The organism is Xanthobacter aminoxidans (assembly GCF_023571765.1).
Lineage (GTDB): Bacteria > Pseudomonadota > Alphaproteobacteria > Rhizobiales > Xanthobacteraceae > Xanthobacter > Xanthobacter aminoxidans.
Map to the genome: position 1 here is coordinate 187,669 of NZ_JAMJXC010000007.1, position 17,303 is coordinate 204,971.

At 69.0% G+C, this 17,303-nt stretch carries 15 protein-coding genes and 1 other RNA gene; 5 read left to right on the top strand and 11 right to left on the bottom strand.

Going from position 1 to position 17,303, the window contains the following annotated elements; genetic code table 11:
* Positions 1-98 precede the first annotated feature (98 nt).
* The 11 genes from murJ to tkt form a co-directional block, all read right to left on the bottom strand.
* On the bottom strand, positions 99-1,640 hold the full coding sequence (gene murJ / locus EJ105_RS13315) for a murein biosynthesis integral membrane protein MurJ (protein ID WP_250166707.1): 1,542 nt from the start codon (positions 1,638-1,640) through the stop codon (positions 99-101).
* A gap of 155 nt (positions 1,641-1,795) precedes the next feature.
* Positions 1,796-3,718 carry an ATP-dependent zinc metalloprotease FtsH gene (gene ftsH / locus EJ105_RS13320; protein WP_250166708.1) on the bottom strand — a complete coding sequence of 641 codons (1,923 nt, stop codon included), beginning with the start codon at positions 3,716-3,718 and terminating at the stop codon, positions 1,796-1,798.
* Between the two features lie 114 nt (positions 3,719-3,832).
* Positions 3,833-4,933 carry a tRNA lysidine(34) synthetase TilS gene (gene tilS, locus EJ105_RS13325; RefSeq protein ID WP_250166709.1) on the bottom strand — a complete coding sequence of 367 codons (1,101 nt, stop codon included), beginning with the start codon at positions 4,931-4,933 and terminating at the stop codon, positions 3,833-3,835.
* 5 nt (positions 4,934-4,938) lie between these two features.
* Positions 4,939-5,895, bottom strand: a complete 957-nt coding sequence (ybgF, locus tag EJ105_RS13330; protein WP_250166710.1) for a tol-pal system protein YbgF — start codon at positions 5,893-5,895, stop codon at positions 4,939-4,941.
* A gap of 231 nt (positions 5,896-6,126) precedes the next feature.
* Positions 6,127-6,618, bottom strand: a complete 492-nt coding sequence (gene pal / locus EJ105_RS13335; protein ID WP_024279727.1) for a peptidoglycan-associated lipoprotein Pal — start codon at positions 6,616-6,618, stop codon at positions 6,127-6,129.
* Positions 6,619-7,025: 407 nt separating this feature from the next.
* Positions 7,026-7,916 carry a tetratricopeptide repeat protein gene (locus EJ105_RS13340; protein WP_250166711.1) on the bottom strand — a complete coding sequence of 297 codons (891 nt, stop codon included), beginning with the start codon at positions 7,914-7,916 and terminating at the stop codon, positions 7,026-7,028.
* Positions 7,917-8,170: 254 nt separating this feature from the next.
* Positions 8,171-8,803 (bottom strand): thiamine phosphate synthase, encoded by a 633-nt coding sequence (locus EJ105_RS13345; RefSeq protein WP_250166712.1) that lies wholly within the window; start codon positions 8,801-8,803, stop codon positions 8,171-8,173.
* Between the two features lie 128 nt (positions 8,804-8,931).
* Entirely contained in the window at positions 8,932-9,954 is a 1,023-nt protein-coding gene (locus EJ105_RS13350; RefSeq protein ID WP_250166713.1) for a class I fructose-bisphosphate aldolase, read from the bottom strand.
* A gap of 225 nt (positions 9,955-10,179) precedes the next feature.
* Positions 10,180-11,373 carry a phosphoglycerate kinase gene (locus EJ105_RS13355; protein WP_250166714.1) on the bottom strand — a complete coding sequence of 398 codons (1,194 nt, stop codon included), beginning with the start codon at positions 11,371-11,373 and terminating at the stop codon, positions 10,180-10,182.
* A gap of 21 nt (positions 11,374-11,394) precedes the next feature.
* Positions 11,395-12,402: a type I glyceraldehyde-3-phosphate dehydrogenase gene (gene gap / locus EJ105_RS13360; protein ID WP_024279732.1), complete on the bottom strand. Its 1,008-nt coding sequence runs from the start codon at positions 12,400-12,402 to the stop codon at positions 11,395-11,397.
* Between the two features lie 105 nt (positions 12,403-12,507).
* Positions 12,508-14,514 carry a transketolase gene (gene tkt / locus EJ105_RS13365; RefSeq protein ID WP_250166715.1) on the bottom strand — a complete coding sequence of 669 codons (2,007 nt, stop codon included), beginning with the start codon at positions 14,512-14,514 and terminating at the stop codon, positions 12,508-12,510.
* Between the two features lie 374 nt (positions 14,515-14,888).
* Here tkt and EJ105_RS13370 point away from each other — a divergent pair, with 374 nt between their 5' ends.
* The 5 genes from EJ105_RS13370 to EJ105_RS13390 all read left to right on the top strand — a co-directional run bounded on the left by EJ105_RS13370 (position 14,889) and on the right by EJ105_RS13390 (position 17,299).
* Entirely contained in the window at positions 14,889-15,194 is a 306-nt protein-coding gene (locus EJ105_RS13370) for a DUF4164 domain-containing protein (RefSeq protein WP_051460620.1), read from the top strand.
* A gap of 4 nt (positions 15,195-15,198) precedes the next feature.
* On the top strand, positions 15,199-15,582 hold the full coding sequence (locus tag EJ105_RS13375) for a cell division protein ZapA (RefSeq protein WP_024279734.1): 384 nt from the start codon (positions 15,199-15,201) through the stop codon (positions 15,580-15,582).
* A 54-nt stretch (positions 15,583-15,636) separates the two neighbouring features.
* Positions 15,637-15,791, top strand: a non-coding RNA gene (gene ssrS, locus EJ105_RS13380) — 6S RNA.
* A gap of 32 nt (positions 15,792-15,823) precedes the next feature.
* A complete protein-coding gene (locus EJ105_RS13385; protein WP_250166716.1) occupies positions 15,824-16,435 on the top strand; it encodes a 5-formyltetrahydrofolate cyclo-ligase in 612 nt (203 codons plus the stop codon).
* Between the two features lie 42 nt (positions 16,436-16,477).
* The gene (locus EJ105_RS13390; protein WP_250166717.1) at positions 16,478-17,299 is read left to right on the top strand and encodes a TIGR00282 family metallophosphoesterase; all 822 of its coding nucleotides are present in this window, start codon (positions 16,478-16,480) and stop codon (positions 17,297-17,299) included.
* Positions 17,300-17,303: the final 4 nt, after the last annotated feature.

A 17,303-nucleotide genomic window follows, 5' to 3' on the forward strand; every position in this document is an offset into this window, starting at 1 on the left:
CCTGAATACGGGCAACGGCCCGCAAAAGTGAATGCGGCGCGTCATGCCACCTGGGGCGGCACGGCGCAAGGGCACAGCCCGCAACGCTGCTGCCCGGCTCAGATGCGGCCCGTCCAGGCCTTCGAGACGGCCGTCTTCACCACGAGCGCGCCGGCGCCGTAGATGGCACCGCCGCAGAAGACGAGCCCGACCAGACGCAGGATGCCCGCCAGCGTCCCCTCCGGCACGGGCCACGTTGCTGCGAGCGCGCCGACCCCGGCCCCCATGGCGAGGCTCGCCGCCGCGAGGCCGGCGGCCGAGAGCAGCACCGGCGTCGAGAAGCGCAACGCGCCACGGGCGATGAGGATGCCCCCCAAGGCCAGAATGGATGCCGCCGCGGACAGCGCCACAGCCCCCGCCGCGATCAGGGGGCCGCCGACCCTTCCCAGCCCGGCAGCGGCGACGATGCACAGCAGCAGCGAGCCGAGCGCGATTCGCTCCGCCGCCTTGATCTGTCCGGACGTGGAGGCGGCGGCCGAGAGGATGCGCTCCAGCCCCTGCGCCGGCAGCGAGAACGAGAGGACGGCCAGCAGCGCGGCCGTCAAGCGGGCGTCTTCGCTGTCGAAGCTCCCCCGCTGGAAGAGTGTGACGACGATGGGCTCGGCCAGGACCGCAAGCCCGACCGCCGCCGGCAAGGCGAAGGCAAGCGCCGCCAGCACCGCCCGTCCGGCATCGTCCGCGGCCTCGGCTCTCCCGCGCCGGAGCAAGGCCGGCACGAGGACCGCCCCCGCGCTCGCACCGACGAGGCCCAGGGGGAGGTCCATCAGCCGCTGGGCGTAGTTCAGGGCGGCGGCGGCGCCAGGGCTGGCGGACACGGCTGCGACCACGATGATGAAGCGAAGCTGGCTCAATCCGGCAAACAGCAAGGCGGGCGACGCCGCCCGAAGCACACCGAGCGCCGCCCGGAGATCGCGAGCCGTCAGAACGCGGAACAACGGCTGCGCCGGACAGCCCCTTGCAGCCAGCCTCATGATGGCAAATTGAGCGCAGCCCGCCCCCACCTGCGCTGCCGCGATGGCGAAGGCGGCGGTGTCGCTTTCCATCAGCCCCTTGGCGAGCAAAACGCCGATGACCGCAAGCACCGTGACATTGGCCGCTGCGGGAGCCAATGCCGGCAGCAGCACGCGATGGGTGGCATTGGCGATGCCGCCGAAGATGGCTGCAAGCCCGGCGAGCGGGATGTAGAGCACCACCACCCGACCGCAAAGGATGGCGACATCCGCCCGCTGCCCGCCCGCCTCGAAGCCCGGCGCCATCAGGCCGATCACCTGCGGCATGAAGAGCGCTACGATAGCCGCGAACACGAGGAGGAGACCGCAGAGCAGCAGCAGGGTCGCGCCCGCGAGCCGGCCAGCCGCCTCATCGTCTGTTCCCGCGGCTTCGTTCGTCGTCCGGGCGAGCGCTGGAATGAAGGCGAGGTTGAACGCGCCCTCGGCCAGCAGCCGGCGCGCCAGCAATGGCAGCGCCATGGCAGCCGCCAGCGCATCCGCCACCGGCCCGACGCCGAGCACAGCTGCCGTGGCCGCATCCCGCGCAAAGCCCATAACGCGGGACGCGAGGGTTGCCGCCGAGACGATGGAGGTTCGGGCGAGGAGGGACATGAGCCCTGCCTATGACTCGCGCGGCCGGTTGTGTCGATGGGCTCTGCGCAGAACGTCCCTCCAAGCCCTGCCCAGGGCGCAAGCCGCGGCGGAGAATGACCGTCACAAACGAAAAACGCCCGCTTGCGCGGGCGTCTTCCGGTCGATCATGCGTCTCAGGCCTGGGGCTGAGGCTCGATGGAGCCGCCGGCACCGCCGGGGCGGGGGCGCTTGGTGGTGGGGATGGCCGAGCCGCGCGGGTTGGACGGCTCGAGCACGCTCTCCCGGTTCGGCGTCTTACCCTCGAGGAGGTCCACGATCTCGTCGCCCGAAAGCGTCTCGTACTCGAGCAGGCCGCGAGCAAGAGCTTCGAGGTCGTCGTACTTCTCGGTGAGGATGCGCTTTGCCTCGGTATAGCCCTCGTCCACGAGCCGCCGGACCTCCTTGTCGATGGTCTGGGCCGTGGCTTCAGACACGTTCTGGTGGCGCTGCATCGACATGCCGAGGAACACGTCCTCGTTGTTCTCGCCATAGGCCACCTGGCCGAGCAGGTCGGAGAAGCCCCAGCGCGTCACCATCATCTTGGCGAGGCGGGTCGCCTGCTCGATGTCGGAGGCGGCACCGGACGTCACCTTGTCGTGGCCGAACACGAGTTCCTCCGCCACGCGGCCGCCCATCATGATGGCGAGGCGCGAGGTCATCTGCTCGTAGCTCATGGAGAGCTTGTCGCGCTCCGGAAGCTGCATGACCATGCCGAGTGCCCGGCCGCGCGGGATGATGGTGGCCTTGTGCACCGGGTCGGTCGCCGGAACATTGAGGGCGACGATGGCATGGCCGCCCTCGTGATAGGCGGTGAGCATCTTCTCTTCCTCGGTCATCACGAGGGAGCGACGCTCGGCGCCCATCATCACCTTGTCCTTGGCGTCCTCGAACTCGGCCATGGTGACCATGCGCTTGTTGCGCCGGGCCGCCATCAGCGCCGCCTCGTTGCAGAGGTTCGCGAGGTCCGCGCCGGAGAAGCCGGGCGTGCCGCGGGCGATGGTCTTGAGATTCACGTCGGGGGCGACGGGGATCTTGCGGGCGTGCACTTTCAGGATCTGCTCGCGGCCAACCACGTCCGGGTTCGGGACAATGACCTGACGGTCGAAGCGGCCGGGACGCAGCAGCGCGGGATCGAGCACGTCCGGACGGTTGGTCGCGGCGATGAGGATGATGCCCTCGTTCGCCTCGAAGCCGTCCATCTCCACCAGCAGCTGGTTGAGGGTCTGCTCGCGCTCGTCATTGCCGCCGCCGAGGCCGGCACCGCGGTGGCGACCCACCGCGTCGATCTCGTCGATGAAGATGATGCACGGCGCATTCTTCTTCGCCTGCTCGAACATGTCGCGCACGCGGCTCGCGCCGACGCCCACGAACATTTCCACGAAGTCCGAGCCCGAGATGGTGAAGAACGGCACGTTGGCCTCACCCGCGATGGCGCGGGCGAGCAGCGTCTTGCCGGTGCCGGGGGGGCCGACAAGCAGCACGCCGCGCGGGATGCGGCCGCCGAGGCGCTGGAACTTCTGCGGGTCGCGCAGGAATTCCACGATCTCGGTGAGGTCGCTCTTCGCCTCGTCGATGCCGGCCACGTCGTCGAAGGTCACGCGGCCGTGCGCCTCGGTGAGGAGCTTGGCGCGGCTCTTGCCGAAGCCCATGGCCTTGCCGCCGGCGCCCTGCATCTGGCGCGACAGGAAGATCCACACGCCGATCAGCGCCAGGAACGGCAGCCAGGAGAGCAGCAGGCTCACGAACCACGGCACGTTGTCCGACGGCGCGCGCGCAGTGATCTGCACGCCCTTGCCGTACAGGCGCTGCACGAGCGAGGGGTCGTTCGGCGCGTAGGTCTGGAACGAGCCCGAACGGTCGGAATAGGTGCCGGTGATGTTCGGCCCCTCGATCACGACCTCGCGCACCTTGCCGGCGTCCACGTCGGTGAGGAGCTGCGAGAAGGAGATTTCGTTCGCGTTGGTGCGCTGGCCCGGGCTGTTGAACAGCGAGAACAAGGCCAGCAGCAGCAGGACGATGATCACCCAAAGGGCGAAATTACGTAGATTGGCGTTCATTGAACCCTCGTGGGGACAGAAGGTCGGTTCCGCTTCGACGCCTCACCATACGGAAAGGATACCTCCGCACAGCACCGCCGCCGGTGGAACCTCCCGCACCGTCCAGCGCCTAATTTAGGAGCGAGGCCCCGTCTTGCCAAGGAGAGGCGCCTTTTCCGCACTTGAATTCGTCGCGATGCCCTCGGTCGGGCGCCGGGGTGGTGCGCTGGATACGAGCACCCGCCCCTTCCGGACGGCCACACTGGCACCTGCTAGGGTGCGGCGAAATGGAGCAGCCGGCAAAGCGAGCGCGGCCAAAAGTGCGGCCAGAAGAACCTCAAGCTTGGCCAACTCGACCGGGCCTTCCCGCCCCTGCGCCGTCACGCAGCGGCCGAGAAGACGCAGGGCGATTTCCTCCGGCAGTTCGGCAAACCGAGCGGCCTCGATGGCGACGCCCGACTTGTCGGCGGTAACAAGTTCCGCCTCCACCCTGTCCGTCATCGCCTCCAGGGCCGAGTCGGCACGGGCGAGCCGGCGGGCGAGGCGGGCGAGGCCGCGCGCGTCGAGGCCCTCCTGCGCCAAAGCGGGAGCGAGTGCCCTCAGGCGCGGACGTGCGAAACGGGCATCGAGATTGGAGGGGTCGCTCGCATAGGCGATGTTGGCGGCATCAAGCGTCGCCACCAGGCGCGCCTTCGGCAGACCGAGGAAGGGGCGCAGAAGGATGAGCTCACCCCGTGCCGTCTCGGCGCTCATTGCCGCGAGGCCGGCAAGGCCCGAGCCCCGCGCCATGCGGAACAGCACGGTCTCGGCTTGGTCGTCGCAGGTATGGGCCAAAGCAAGCGCCGGCGCGCCGACCCGATCCGCCTCGGCCGTGAGCAGCGCATAGCGGGCGTCCCGCGCCGCCTCCTGCAGGCCGCGATCGGGCTTTTTGCTCTGCCAGCGAAGCGTGCGATGAGGCACGTTCAATCGAGCGGCCAGACGCGCCACATCGGCCGCCTCCTCGGCTGCCGCGGGCCTCAATCCATGATCGACCGTCGCCGCAAACAGCCGCGGTCCACCCGGGGACTGCGCCCGCCAGCGGGCGGCGAGATGGAGCAGCGCGGTGGAATCAGGCCCGCCGGAAACGGCGAGGAGAACGGCCGGGCGGCCGGCAAAGCTGGAAAAGAGGGCGTCGAGTTCGCTGTCGGCGACCGCCGAGCAGGAGTCGGGAGGCAGGCTTGCGGAATCCGCCGCCATCGGCCTCAGCAACCGACGCGCTTCTGCTCGCGCTCAACGGCCTGCCGGACGGAGGAGGCGGTGCGAGGATATTTCCGGTCCACCTCCTGGAAGGTGGCACAGGCCGTCTCCTTTTCGCCGAGGCCGGCGAGTGACTGCCCGAGCCGCAGCAGCGCCTCAGGCGCGCGGGCGGAATTCTGGTACTTGGTGGACACCTCGAGAAACGAGGCTGCCGCATCGGAGTAGTTCTGCCGCAGGAACAGACTCTCTCCGAGCATGAAGGTCGCGTCGGCGATGAGCCGGTCGTTGGGAGAAGACTGGATGATCTGGCGGAAGGTCTGCTCGGCGCCGGCATAGTCCTGTCGCTGAAGCTGGGACTGGCCGGCATCGTACAGCTCGCGCACCGTGGCCCCGGCGGACGGCAGCGCGGCCACCTGCTGCCCGGCGGCCGGGCGGATGGGCGCCACGTCCACCGCGCGGGGCGCGGGCGTGGCGCTCGCGGGAGAGCCGAGCGGCTGGGGCGCACCCGGCGCGGCCGGGTCCATGTTGGGATCGAAGGCGTCGGAGCGGCGCACCGGAGCGGCGGGCGCTGCCGCCGGACGGCCGGAGGGAAGCACCGCCGGCGCCTGGACCGGCGCGGCCACGGGCGCCGCGGACGGGCCGCCGGACGGACGGCCGCCGCCGGCCTCCTCCAGCCGGCGCACCTGCGCCTCAAGCTGCTGGTTGCGATACTGCAGTTGCTCGACCTGGCCGGTGAGCTGACGCAGGGTCGATTCCAGCCGCTCCATCCGCTCCATCAGCTCCGGATCCTCGCGCGGAGCTTCCTGCGCGGGCTGGGGCGGCTTGAACAGATTGCCGAAGAGGTTCCCGTCGTTCTGAGCAGCCGCGGGCGCTGCCGTGCCGAGGGCCGCAGCAAAGGCAAGGCCGAAGAGGACGGCATAGGTGCGAACAAGAACACCGACCGGGCGCAGGCGCATCTTCATGTGACTTTTGCTTGGGGCTGGTGGCGAGGAGCACGTCCGGAACAGTGCCGGTTCGAGCCATGCGACTTTACCCCGCCGATCGCGTCCAAAGTGTGACCCGGCAACGACTTGCCGTGGACCGATCGAGGTTCTGAGGGCGCTGGACGCACGAAGGCCGGCACCCGTGGGCGCTGGACGCACGAAGGCCGGCACCCGTGGGCGCCGGCCTTCGCGAGACATTCGGAAGCAGGATCAGGCGCCGCCGCCGTTCAGCACCGTCACCGCGCGGCGGTTCTGAGACCAGCACGAGATGTCGTTGCACACCGCCACCGGGCGCTCCTTGCCATAGGAGATGGTGCGCATCCGGGCCGGGTCGATCCCGCGGGAGGCGAGGTAGTCACGCACGCTCTGGGCGCGCTTGGCCCCCAGCGCGATGTTGTATTCGCGGGTTCCGCGCTCGTCCGCATGACCTTCGATGGTGAAGGTGTAGCGGTTGTACTGCTGGAGCCACTGGGCCTGACGGTCCAGGGTGGCGCGGGCCTGCGGGGTGAGATCGGTCTGGTCGCTCTCGAAGAACACGCGATCGCCAACAGCGACCACGAACTCCTGAGGGGAACCGGGAGGGCCACCCGCGCCGCCGACGCCGGCATTCTGGTTGGGATTGTTGGCGCACGCGGCAAGCGCCAGCGCGAAGCCAAACAGAGCCGCGAACCGGAAGCCGCGAGCAAGGCTGAGGAAACGCATCCGGTAACTCCCTTCTCAACGCTGCACCGGAGGCTTCGGGTCTAAAGCCGTCCGGTTAAGCGAACGTTCCGTACGCGGCCTCCTGGCCGCTCCGAGAGCCGAAAACCGGAGGATGCGGACCACTCCCGCTCGCCATGGTTTCCGGGCCGTTATCATCGCCCTTCGGGCGGGTACGCGCCTCCCTCTCCCGCGTGCAGAAACCCGCACGGCAGGTGAATGAGGTGTTTGCCCGAAAGGCCGGGAGAGGCGACGACGCCCCTCGTCCGACGCGTCCTTCACTGATGCCGGGACGTGGCGTCATCATGGCGCGGAGGTGCAGGGGTGAAGGCAGCGCAACGGCGGTGGCGGGCGTTGCAAAAGAGCCACAACCGAGCCCTTGCTCGGCACCGCCCCTCATCGCTTCGCCTTCAGGAGCGGCCGGATTCCCAGCGGGCGGCCTGCGCCTGCGCCTTCTTGCGGTCTGCCTCGGGCAGCTTGGCCACCACGTCGTCCAGCATCGGATCACCGAGCCCACGGCTCTTGGCGAGGAGGTGCCAGGCAGCCGCCTTCGTCTTGTCCTCCGGCACGCCGCGTCCAACCGCGAGCAGCCGCGCATAGCGGTTCTGGGCGATGGCATTGCCGGCCAGCGCCGCCTTGCGGAACATGGCGGCCGCGGCGGCCTCGTCCTTGGGCACGCCGGTGCCGTTGAACTGCATGATGGCGAATTCCACCTGCGCCGTGACGTGACCGAGTCGGGCGGCGGCGCCCATCATGCGGGCGGCCGCGGCGACATCCTTGTCGACGCCATTGCCCTCCTTCAGCAGCACGCCGAGGGCATACTGGGCATCTTCCACGTCCTTGGCCGCGGCGATCTCGAACCAGCGCGCGGCCTCCGAAGGCTCCTTGGGGACCTTTCTACCCTGGAGATAGAGCAGGCCGAGATTGTACGCGGCGCCGGCATTCCCCTTCTCCGCCGCCTGCCGGAACAGCTGTGCCGCCGCGACCTCGTCCATGGGAACGCCGCGGCCGGCGAGGGTCATGTTGCCGAGCGCGAAAAGCGCTCCGCTCGAGCCGGCATCCGCCGCCTTGCGATACCACTCGATCGCCTTTTTGGGGTCGAGGGGAACGCCGAGGCCTTCGGAATAGAGCTCGCCAAGCAGCGTCATGGCCGCCGGATCTGTTCCGGCGCGGGCGCGCTTCAGGGCCTCGTTGAAGGCGGAAACGTAATAGCCGCGCTGGTACGCGCCATAGGCGAGATCCCCCGAGCCGCCCGGCGTATCGAGGCTGGGATAGGAGATCTGCAGGCCCAGGAGTGGCATGGGCGCGGGTTCGCGCGGACGCTGGGCGGCCTTTGGATCCGGCTTTGCGGACGGCTTGTTGCCGGCCTTCCCATCGGGCTTGGCCGGCTTGGTCGCAGGTTTGGCCGCGGGCTGAGTGGAAGACGCAGCCCCGCCGGGCTGCTGGGCCTGCGCATACGCCAGGGACGGCGCCACAGCCACCGCGAGGGCGAGCAGCACGGCGCTGCCTGAAACAGCGAACCTTAGCCTGCTGAATGGCGCGCGGACGGCCGACATCATTGCGCGTCGTCACCCGATACAAGGCGCGCCTGCGCGGCCGCCACCACCTTCGGTGCTTCGCCGGCCGACGCCAGCAGCGCCTCCGACAGGGCGATGAAATCAGCTCCGGCTTCGGCCAGCGCCGTCACCTCGTCGAGGGAAGAGGCGACGCCGACGCAGGGCACCTCGAACAGTTCGGCCCACCATTCCACAAGATCGCGCACACGGAAGAACTCGCCCGGCTCCGGCGCAAGCGCGCCGAAGGCGACGTAATCGGCCCCGCTCTCCCCTGCGATCATGGCTTCATGGCGCGTGGCAAGCCCGGCGGCACCGACAATGGCCGCAGGCTTCAGCAGCCTCAGAGCCGAATCGAGCGCCGGTCCGGCCGCAACGTGCACGCCGTCGAGACCGGCGCTGGCGACGAGCCCCTCGGAGCCTTCGAGGAGTACGGCTGCATCATGCCGCTGTGCCGCTCCCGCGATCTCGGCGAGCCGCGCCGGATCGAGCTTCTCGCCGGCAGGGGTGCGCAGCACCACGCAGGCCACATCGCCCGCGCGCACCGCGGCCTCCACCATGCGCGGGTCGAGCGCAGGCGTGACGGTGAAGACGAGCATGAGGCGGGCGCCGGTGGCGGGCGGAGGATTGGCCATGGGTCTGATCGGTCTGCCAAGAAATCGGCGAATTGGGGGCACGGACGCGGAATGTCGTCGGCTTTCGCCAGACCATAAGAAAAGGGCCGGCGCAAGCCGGCCCTTCCTGAACGTGATGCGCCCGATGCTCAGGCGGCCTTGCGCTCCTCCTCGGCCGACCACTTGCCGAGGGCCGCGAGGGAGTTCATGTGCGCGCGGTGGGCGAAGGCGGCCTGCGCCTTGGCCACGTTCTCCGGCTTGCCGGACCACGCCTTCTGCGGCGCGGCCTGCAGGGCGCGGCCGTAGGAATAGGTGAGCTTCCAGGGCAGGCCGCCCAGCTTCACCATGGCATCGAGATGGGCGGTGGCGTCCTCGTCGGACTGGCCGCCGGAGAGGAAGGCGATGCCGGGCACGGCGGTGGGCACGCAGGCCTTCAGCACGCGCACGGTCTTCTCCGCCACCTCGGCCACCGAGGCCTGCACCGGGCTCTTCTTGCCAGGCACGATCATGTTGGGCTTGAGCACCATGCCTTCCAGGCGGACGCGCTGGTAGTACAGCTCCTCGAACACCGTCTTCAGCGCCCATTCGGTGACGCGGTAGCAGGCGTCGATATCGTGGGCGCCGTCCATCAGCACTTCCGGCTCGACGATCGGGACGATCTTCGCTTCCTGGCACAGCGCCGCATAGCGGGCGAGCGCGTGGGCGTTGGCGCGGAGCGAGGTGTAGGACGGGATGTGCTTGGTGGTGTCGATGTCGATCACCGCGCGCCACTTCGCGAAGCGGGCGCCGAGGTCGTAATACTCCTTGAGACGACCGGCGAGGCCGTCGAGACCCTCGGTGATGGTCTCACCGGGGCAGAAGGGCTGCGGCTTGGCGCCGGCGTCGACCTTGATGCCGGGGATGGCGCCGGCCTTCTCGATGACGGAGACGAGCGGCGTGCCGTCCTTCGCCTTCTGCCGGATGGTCTCGTCATAGAGGATGACGCCGGAGATGTAGTCCATGCCCTGCGAGCGGAACATCAGCTCGCGGTAGTCGCGACGGTTCTCCTCGGTGGATTCGACCCCGATGGCATCGAACCGCTTCTTGATGGTACCGCCGCTCTCGTCTGCCGCGAGGATGCCCTTGCCGTCGGCCACCATTTTCTGCGCGATCGCGTCGAGCTCCGCCGTCATGTTCTTCACCTGCCTTGTTGCCGCCCCTCGGCGGGCATGGACGCCGGAGCGTGGCACTCCGGCAGATTGATTGTCGTTTGCGCGCCCGAACCGCGGCGCATCTGTCTGCGCGCCTCGAAGTCCCGGAGCCGGCACCGGGTTCCCGACCGATGCCCTACCCGAAAAGCGCCCGCCGCGGAGGGCCGGGCGGGCGCAATCTTCGTCATTTTATCCCGCAGCGCAATATCAGCGCCGCAGGGCCTCCACGCCCGGAAGCGCCTTGCCCTCGAGCCACTCGAGGAAGGCACCACCGGCCGTCGAGACGTAGGAGAAGCGCTCCGCCGTCCCTGCATGGTTCAGCGCGGCCACCGTGTCGCCGCCACCCGCAACCGACAGCAACCGCCCGTTGTGGGTGAGGTCGCCGACATAGCGGGCCACGGCCACCGTCGCCGCATCGAACGGCGTCAGCTCGAACGCGCCGAACGGCCCGTTCCAGACCACCGTCTTCGCCCCGTCGAGCTTCTGCTTGACGATGCCGACCGTCTCCGGACCGGCGTCCAGCATCATCTCGTCGTCCTTCACGTCATCGACGCTGGTGACGCGGTGCGCGGCATTGGCCTTGAACTCGGTGGCGACCACCGCGTCCACCGGCAGGACGATCTCGCATCCGGCCGCCTCGGCCTTCTTCAGGATGTCCCGCGCGGTGTTGGCCAGGTCGTGCTCGCAGAGCGACTTGCCCACCTTCTTGCCGAGGGCGGCGAGGAAGGTGTTGGCCATGCCACCGCCGATGACGAGGATGTCCACCTTCTTCACGAGGTTGCCGAGCAGTTCGAGCTTGCTGGACACCTTGGAGCCGCCGACCACGGCGAGCACGGGGCGCTGGGGCGCCTCGAGGGCCTTGGTCAGCGCCTCGATCTCGCTCTCCATGGAGCGGCCGGCATAGGCCGGCAGCTTGCGGGCCAGCCCCTCGGTGGAGGCATGCGCGCGGTGGGCGGTGGAGAAGGCATCGTTGACATAGATGTCGCCGAGGCTCGCGAGGGCTTCGATGAAGTCCGGCGCGTTCTTCTCCTCGCCCGCATGGAAGCGGGTGTTCTCCAGCACGATCACCTCGCCGGAGGCGAGGCGGGAGACGGCGCTCTTCGCCTCGTCGCCGATGCAATCGGAGGCGAACGCGACCTTGCGGCCGAGTTCGCCCTCGAGGGCCTTGGCGACGGGGGCGAGCGACTGGCTTTCGTCGCGGCCCTTGGGCCGCCCGAAGTGCGCCAGCAGGACGGCCTTGCCGCCCTTGCCGGTGATGTCCCGAATGGTGGGCAGGATGGCCTTGAGACGGGTGGCGTCGGTGACGCGCCCGCTCTCCATGGGAACGTTGAGGTCGACACGCACGAGGACCCGCTTGTCGGCGAGGTCCACGGCGTCATCGAGGGTGCGGAAGGCGATCATGATGGCGCCCCCTTTTCCCGGTCAGCCCAGCTTGCCCATGGCGACAGCCGTGTCGCTCATGCGGTTCGAGAAGCCCCACTCGTTGTCGTACCACGACAGCACCCGCACCAGCGTGCCTTCCATGACCTTGGTCTGGTCGAGGTGGAAGGTGGAGGAGTTGGGATTGTGGTTGAAATCGATGGAGACGTTGGGCTGGTCGGTGAAGCCGAGGATGCCCTTCAGCTGCTGCGAGGCAGCCGCGATGATCGCCTCGTTGATCTCTTCCTTGCTGGTCGCGCGCTTCGCGACGAACTTCAGGTCGATCACCGAGACGTTCGGGGTCGGCACGCGGATGGAGGTTCCGTCCAGCTTGCCGGCCAGCTCAGGGAGCACGAGGCCCACCGCCTTGGCGGCGCCGGTCGAGGTGGGGATCATGGACATGGCCGCCGCGCGGGCGCGGTAGAGGTCCTTGTGCATGGTATCCAGCGTCGGCTGGTCGCCGGTGTAGGCGTGGATGGTGGTCATAAAGCCCTTCTCGATGCCGACGGCATCGTTGAGGACCTTGGCCACCGGGGCGAGGCAGTTGGTGGTGCAGGAGGCGTTGGAGACGACGAGGTGCTCGTTCGTGAGCTTCTCGTGGTTCACGCCGTAGACCACGGTGAGGTCCGCGCCATCGGCCGGGGCCGAGACCAGCACGCGCTTGGCACCGGCGGCGAGGTGCGCCGCAGCCTTGTCACGCGAGGTGAAGATGCCGGTGCATTCCAGCGCGATGTCCACGCCCAGCTCCTTGTGGGGCAGCTCGGCGGGGTTGCGCACTGCGGTGACCTTGATGGGGCCGCGGCCCACGTCGATGGTATCTCCGGCGACCTTGACCTCGCCGGGGAAGCGGCCGTGCACGCTGTCGAAGCGGAAGAGGTGGGCGTTCGTCTCCACCGGGCCGAGGTCGTTGATCGCCACCACCTCGATGTCGGTGCGGCCCGATTCGATGATGGCGCGCAGCACATTGCGACCGATGCGACCGAAACCGTTGATGGCCACCTTGACGCTCATATTGGGTCCTCCTGAGCCGGCTTGAAGCCCGGCCTCCCTGAATTGCGTTGCGCGCCCGCGGTTCACCCGCGGCGCGGTCCTCTCGCGCCCGCCGTGCGCCGAACCTCAGGCCTGCCGGAGCTGATAGAGCGCGCGCGCCGCGACCTGCTGGGCAGTAATGCCGAAATGGGCGTAAAGCTCCTTTGCGGGCGCGCTGGCGCCGAACGATGTCATTCCCACGAAGGCGGCGTTCGAACCGACGATAGCGTCCCACCCCATGCGGATCGCGGCTTCCACCGCAACCTTGGCCGGAGCGTCCCCGATCACCTTTGCCCGCTCTGCGGCGGGCCTTTCGAGGAACAGTTCGAACGAGGGGATGGAGACGACGCGGGTGGGAACACCCTGCGCCTCCAACAGCTTGGCGGCTTCAACCGCCAAGGACACTTCCGAGCCGGTGGCGAACAGGCCCGCCTGCGCCGGCCCGGACGCAGCGAGGATTTCGTAAGCGCCTTCCGCCGACCGGTTCACGGCCGTGGCGTCGGTGCGCAGGAGCGGCAGGTTCTGGCGCGACAGGATGAGCGCCGAGGGCCTGTCGGTGGACTGTAGCGCAATCTGCCAGCATTCCGCCGTCTCCACCGTGTCGCAGGGGCGCATCACGAGGAGGTTGGGAATGGCGCGCAGCGCCGCGAGGTGCTCCACCGGCTGGTGGGTGGGGCCATCCTCGCCGAGGCCGATGGAATCGTGGGTGAGCACGTGGATCACCCGCTCGCCCATGAGGGCCGCGAGGCGGATGGCCGGGCGGCAATAGTCCGAGAACACCATGAAGCCGCCGGAGAAGGGGATAAGCCCCTTGTGCAGCGCCATGCCGTTCATGGCGGCAGCCATGCCGTGCTCGCGCACGCCGTAATGGATGAAGGAGCCGGAGAAGTCGTCCGGCGTCACGGACTTCGCGCCCTTGGCCTTGGTGTTGTTCGAGCCGGTGAGGTCGGCCGAGCCGCCCACCATCTCGGGCACCACCGGGGTGATGAAGTCCAGCACCATCTCGGACGACTTGCGAGTGGCGATCGCGCCGCCGTCCTTCACCGCCTTTTCCTTGACGGCGACGATGGCGCCTTCCAGCGCCGCGGGCAGCGTGCCGGCGACCCGGCGCTCGAATTCGGTACGCTCCTCGGCCGGGCGGGTGGCGAAGCGGGCTTCCCACGCCTCGCGGGCGGAACGGCCTGCGGCACCGGCGGCACGCCAGCCGTTGAGCGCATCCTCGGGCACCACGAAGGCCGGCGCTTCCCAGCCGAGGGCGGCGCGGGTGGCGGCGATTTCCTCGGCGCCCAGCGGCGAGCCGTGGACCTTCTCGGAGCCGGCCTTCTTGGGAGAGCCGAAGCCGATGGTGGTGCGGCAGGAGATCAGGGTCGGACGGTCGGAGGCCTTCGCGGCCTCGAGCGCGGCGAGGATGGCCTCGGGATCATGCCCGTCCACGGCTGCGGTCGCCCAGCCGGAGGCGGCGAAGCGCGCGAGCTGGTTGGTGGAGCCGGAAATGGAGGTGGGGCCGTCGATGGAGATCTTGTTGTCGTCCCACATGACGATGAGCTTGGACAGCTTCAGGTGGCCGGCGAGGTCCGCCGCCTCCTGGCTGATGCCCTCCATCAGGTCGCCGTCGGAGGCGAGGACGTAGGTGTAGTGGTCCACCACATCCGAACCGAAGCGGGCGGCGAGCAGGCGCTCGGCCATGGCCATGCCCACGGCGGTGGCGATGCCCTGTCCCAGCGGGCCGGTGGTGGTCTCGATGCCTTCGGTGACGAAATTCTCGGGGTGGCCGGGCGTCAGCGAGCCGAGCTGCCGGAAGCGCTTGATCTCGTCGATCGTCACCTTCTCGTAGCCGGCGAGGTGCAGCACCGAATAGAGCAGCATGGAGCCGTGGCCGGCGGAGAGCACGAAGCGGTCGCGATCCGGCCAGAACGGACGCGAGGGATCGTACTTCAGCACCTTCGTGAACAGCACGGTGGCGATGTCCGCCGCGCCCATGGGCAGGCCCGGATGGCCGCTGTTGGCGGCCTCGACGGCATCGATCGCGAGGAACCGGATGGCATTGGCCAGACGATCGTGACTCGTGACGCTGTCGCTCGTGCGGCTGGACATGTTCCCGTATCTCCGGTGCCGGCGCTCATGGCAGCCGGCCGGCTAGAGGCAGTCAGGGTTTCACGGGCCCGGCGGCCCGGGTCCGTCGGCAATGCTGGCACGACCACCCGGACCCGGGGCCGGCCTTTGAGCCGCCTTGTACCAAGGCTCACTGCGCTGTCAAACCTGCCTGATCTCCTCGCGTCAAGGCGACGGGCGTGGAGCCACCCGCGCTGCATCGTCGCGGCGACGCAACATAAGGGATGAGCGTGCGTGCGCCGCACGGGCCGGCTCGCGCCTCGGTTGCGGGTTGCCTCCTCAGGGCGCCGCATTCATGTTGACAGACTGGAAAGAGCGGCGTTCCGCCGCCCGTCCGACTCGGCTAAAGTCTCGTCATGTATGCGCTGAAGCAACGCCCGCCGCTGCAGGACGCCCCCATCGAGGCGGCGACCCGGCGCCTCCACGCCGCGCTTGATGCGCTGACCGACGCCATCGATCGCCGGCGCGACGCCGATCGCCATCAGGAGGCTCTGCTGGCCCAGCTCCACGCCCTCGGCAATGACCGCGCCCGGCTCGCCGCCGAGCTGGACGTGGCCCAGGCGGAGGCCGGCGAGGTGGAAGAGGCGGGGCGCGAAATCATCCGCCGCCTCGACGTGGCCATGAGCACCATTCGCGACGTGCTCGCGACCCACGGCGGCTGAGGCGATGCCGCACGTCTCCGTCACCATTGCAGGCCGGCAATACAGGATGGCCTGCGACGAGGGGCAGGAAGAGCACCTCATCCGCCTCGCACGGGACATCGACGACCGCATCACGCAATTGCGCGGCGCGTTCGGCGAGATCGGCGACCAGCGCCTCGTCGTCATGGCCGCCATCACCATCGCGGACGAGCTGGCCTCGGCGCGCGGCCGCATCCGGGCGCTGGAGAGCGATATCGAGAGCCAGCGGGACGCCCGCGCCTCCGCCATGGCCCGCATCGAGGCCAGCGAGGAAGAGGTGGCACGCACCATCGACGCCGTGGCCGAGCGCATCGAACGCCTCGTGGCGGAACTCGCCCCGAAGGAGCGCGGAACGGTGGGGATGGGCTGAAGCTTCAGGCCGAAGGGACTGGCGCCGCGTCCTTTTCGTCCCTACATTGGCAATGCGGGGCTGCGGGGCTCGTTAGGAGACATTTCCCCGGGGCCTTATCGATCCTTAAGGGAGCTGTCCCTGACCTTGCCTCCGGGCTTGGACATATGGCGCCCACCTACGTTGTAGGTTTCCCGGGATCGACCTCCGACGGCTTTTGTGGCTCCGCACGTCTCCCCTTCATCCACACGCTTCAAACGACATGGCCTGTGAAGATGCGGCCGGCGAAAGTCTGGCTGCCGAGAAGAAGCGCCTGCGCCTCCTCGCCCTCGGACGGCGCGCGGCCCTGGGGCCTCAGGCCCGCGCCGCTGCATCCGAAGCCGCGGCTCGCCATGCCGCCGCCGCTCTGGGCGACATCTCCGGCCTGACCGTCTCGCTCTTCTGCGCCTTCCGCGATGAGATCGACACCGCCCCGCTTGCGGCTGAGCTGCGCGCCCGGCGCGCCCGACTCGCCTTGCCTGTCATCCTCGGCCGCGACCGACCGCTGCTGTTCCGACTGTGGCGCGCCGAAGACGCGCTGATCCCCGCAGGAGCCTTCCGCATCCCCGAGCCGCCCGCCCATGCCGAGGAGGTGGTGCCGGACGTGCTGATGGTGCCCCTCGCCGCCTTCGACCGGCGCGGCTTCCGCATCGGCTACGGTGCTGGCTTCTATGACCGTACCCTTGCGCTTCTGCGCGCGCGGCGCCCAGTCCGGGCTCTGGGGTATGCATTTGCGTGCCAGGAGGTCGAAGAGGTTCCCGCCGAACCCCATGACGAGCCGGTGGACATGATGATAACGGAAAGGGAATCTTTCAGCGTGACGGCGCGCCCCTGACGCCCGCCCGCTGCCCTTCGATCGTGCCTGCCGGAAAAGTTCATGCGCATTCTGTTTCTTGGCGACGTCGTCGGCCGCTCGGGCCGCGAATGTGTCGTGTCGCACCTGCCGGGCCTCGTCGCCCAATGGTCCCTCGACCTCGTTGTGGTGAACGGCGAGAATGCCGCCGGCGGCTTCGGCATCACCGAGGCGATCTATGATGAGCTGCGCGCCGCCGGCGCCGACGCCATCACCCTCGGCAACCACTCCTTTGACCAGCGCGAAGCGCTCGTCTTCATCGAGCGCGCCCCCGCTCTGGTGCGGCCGCTGAACTATCCGCCCGGCACGCCCGGCCGCGGCGCGGCTCTGGTCGAAGCACGCAACGGCGCGCGGGTGCTGGTGCTGAATGTCATGGGCCGCATCTTCATGGACCCGCTCGACGATCCCTTCGCCGGCCTCGACCGCGCGCTGGACGGCGCCACGCTGGGCGAGATGGTGGATGCCATCGTGGTGGACGTTCACGCCGAGACCACCAGCGAGAAGCAGGCCATCGGCCATTTCTGTGACGGCCGCGCCTCCCTCGTGGTGGGCACCCACACCCATGTCCCCACCGCCGACTACCGCATTCTCTCCGGCGGCACCGCCTACATGACCGACGCGGGCATGTGCGGTGCTTATGACGGCGTGATCGGCATGGACAAGGAAGAGCCGCTGCGGCGCTTCACCCGCAAGCTCGCCTCCGGCCGGTTCGAGCCGGCGTCCGGCCCTGCTGCGCTGTCGGGCGTCGCGGTGGAGACGGACGACCGGACCGGCCTTGCGGTGAAGGTCTCGGCCGTGCGCCTCGGCGCCGGGCTGGAGCCATCCCGTCCAACCTTCTGGGACTGACGCC

What these genes read in the sequence shown, in the direction of transcription:
- murJ (WP_250166707.1), bottom strand. Translation starts at nt 1,640, where the DNA reads ATGTCCCTCCTCGCCCGAACCTCCATCGTCTCGGCGGCAACCCTCGCG.
- ftsH (WP_250166708.1), bottom strand. Translation starts at nt 3,718, where the DNA reads ATGAACGCCAATCTACGTAATTTCGCCCTTTGGGTGATCATCGTCCTG.
- tilS (WP_250166709.1), bottom strand. Translation starts at nt 4,933, where the DNA reads ATGGCGGCGGATTCCGCAAGCCTGCCTCCCGACTCCTGCTCGGCGGTC.
- ybgF (WP_250166710.1), bottom strand. Translation starts at nt 5,895, where the DNA reads ATGAAGATGCGCCTGCGCCCGGTCGGTGTTCTTGTTCGCACCTATGCC.
- pal (WP_024279727.1), bottom strand. Translation starts at nt 6,618, where the DNA reads ATGCGTTTCCTCAGCCTTGCTCGCGGCTTCCGGTTCGCGGCTCTGTTT.
- EJ105_RS13340 (WP_250166711.1), bottom strand. Translation starts at nt 7,916, where the DNA reads ATGCCACTCCTGGGCCTGCAGATCTCCTATCCCAGCCTCGATACGCCG.
- EJ105_RS13345 (WP_250166712.1), bottom strand. Translation starts at nt 8,803, where the DNA reads ATGGCCAATCCTCCGCCCGCCACCGGCGCCCGCCTCATGCTCGTCTTC.
- EJ105_RS13350 (WP_250166713.1), bottom strand. Translation starts at nt 9,954, where the DNA reads ATGACGGCGGAGCTCGACGCGATCGCGCAGAAAATGGTGGCCGACGGC.
- EJ105_RS13355 (WP_250166714.1), bottom strand. Translation starts at nt 11,373, where the DNA reads ATGATCGCCTTCCGCACCCTCGATGACGCCGTGGACCTCGCCGACAAG.
- gap (WP_024279732.1), bottom strand. Translation starts at nt 12,402, where the DNA reads ATGAGCGTCAAGGTGGCCATCAACGGTTTCGGTCGCATCGGTCGCAAT.
- tkt (WP_250166715.1), bottom strand. Translation starts at nt 14,514, where the DNA reads ATGTCCAGCCGCACGAGCGACAGCGTCACGAGTCACGATCGTCTGGCC.
- EJ105_RS13370 (WP_051460620.1), top strand. Translation starts at nt 14,889, where the DNA reads ATGTATGCGCTGAAGCAACGCCCGCCGCTGCAGGACGCCCCCATCGAG.
- EJ105_RS13375 (WP_024279734.1), top strand. Translation starts at nt 15,199, where the DNA reads ATGCCGCACGTCTCCGTCACCATTGCAGGCCGGCAATACAGGATGGCC.
- EJ105_RS13385 (WP_250166716.1), top strand. Translation starts at nt 15,824, where the DNA reads ATGGCCTGTGAAGATGCGGCCGGCGAAAGTCTGGCTGCCGAGAAGAAG.
- EJ105_RS13390 (WP_250166717.1), top strand. Translation starts at nt 16,478, where the DNA reads ATGCGCATTCTGTTTCTTGGCGACGTCGTCGGCCGCTCGGGCCGCGAA.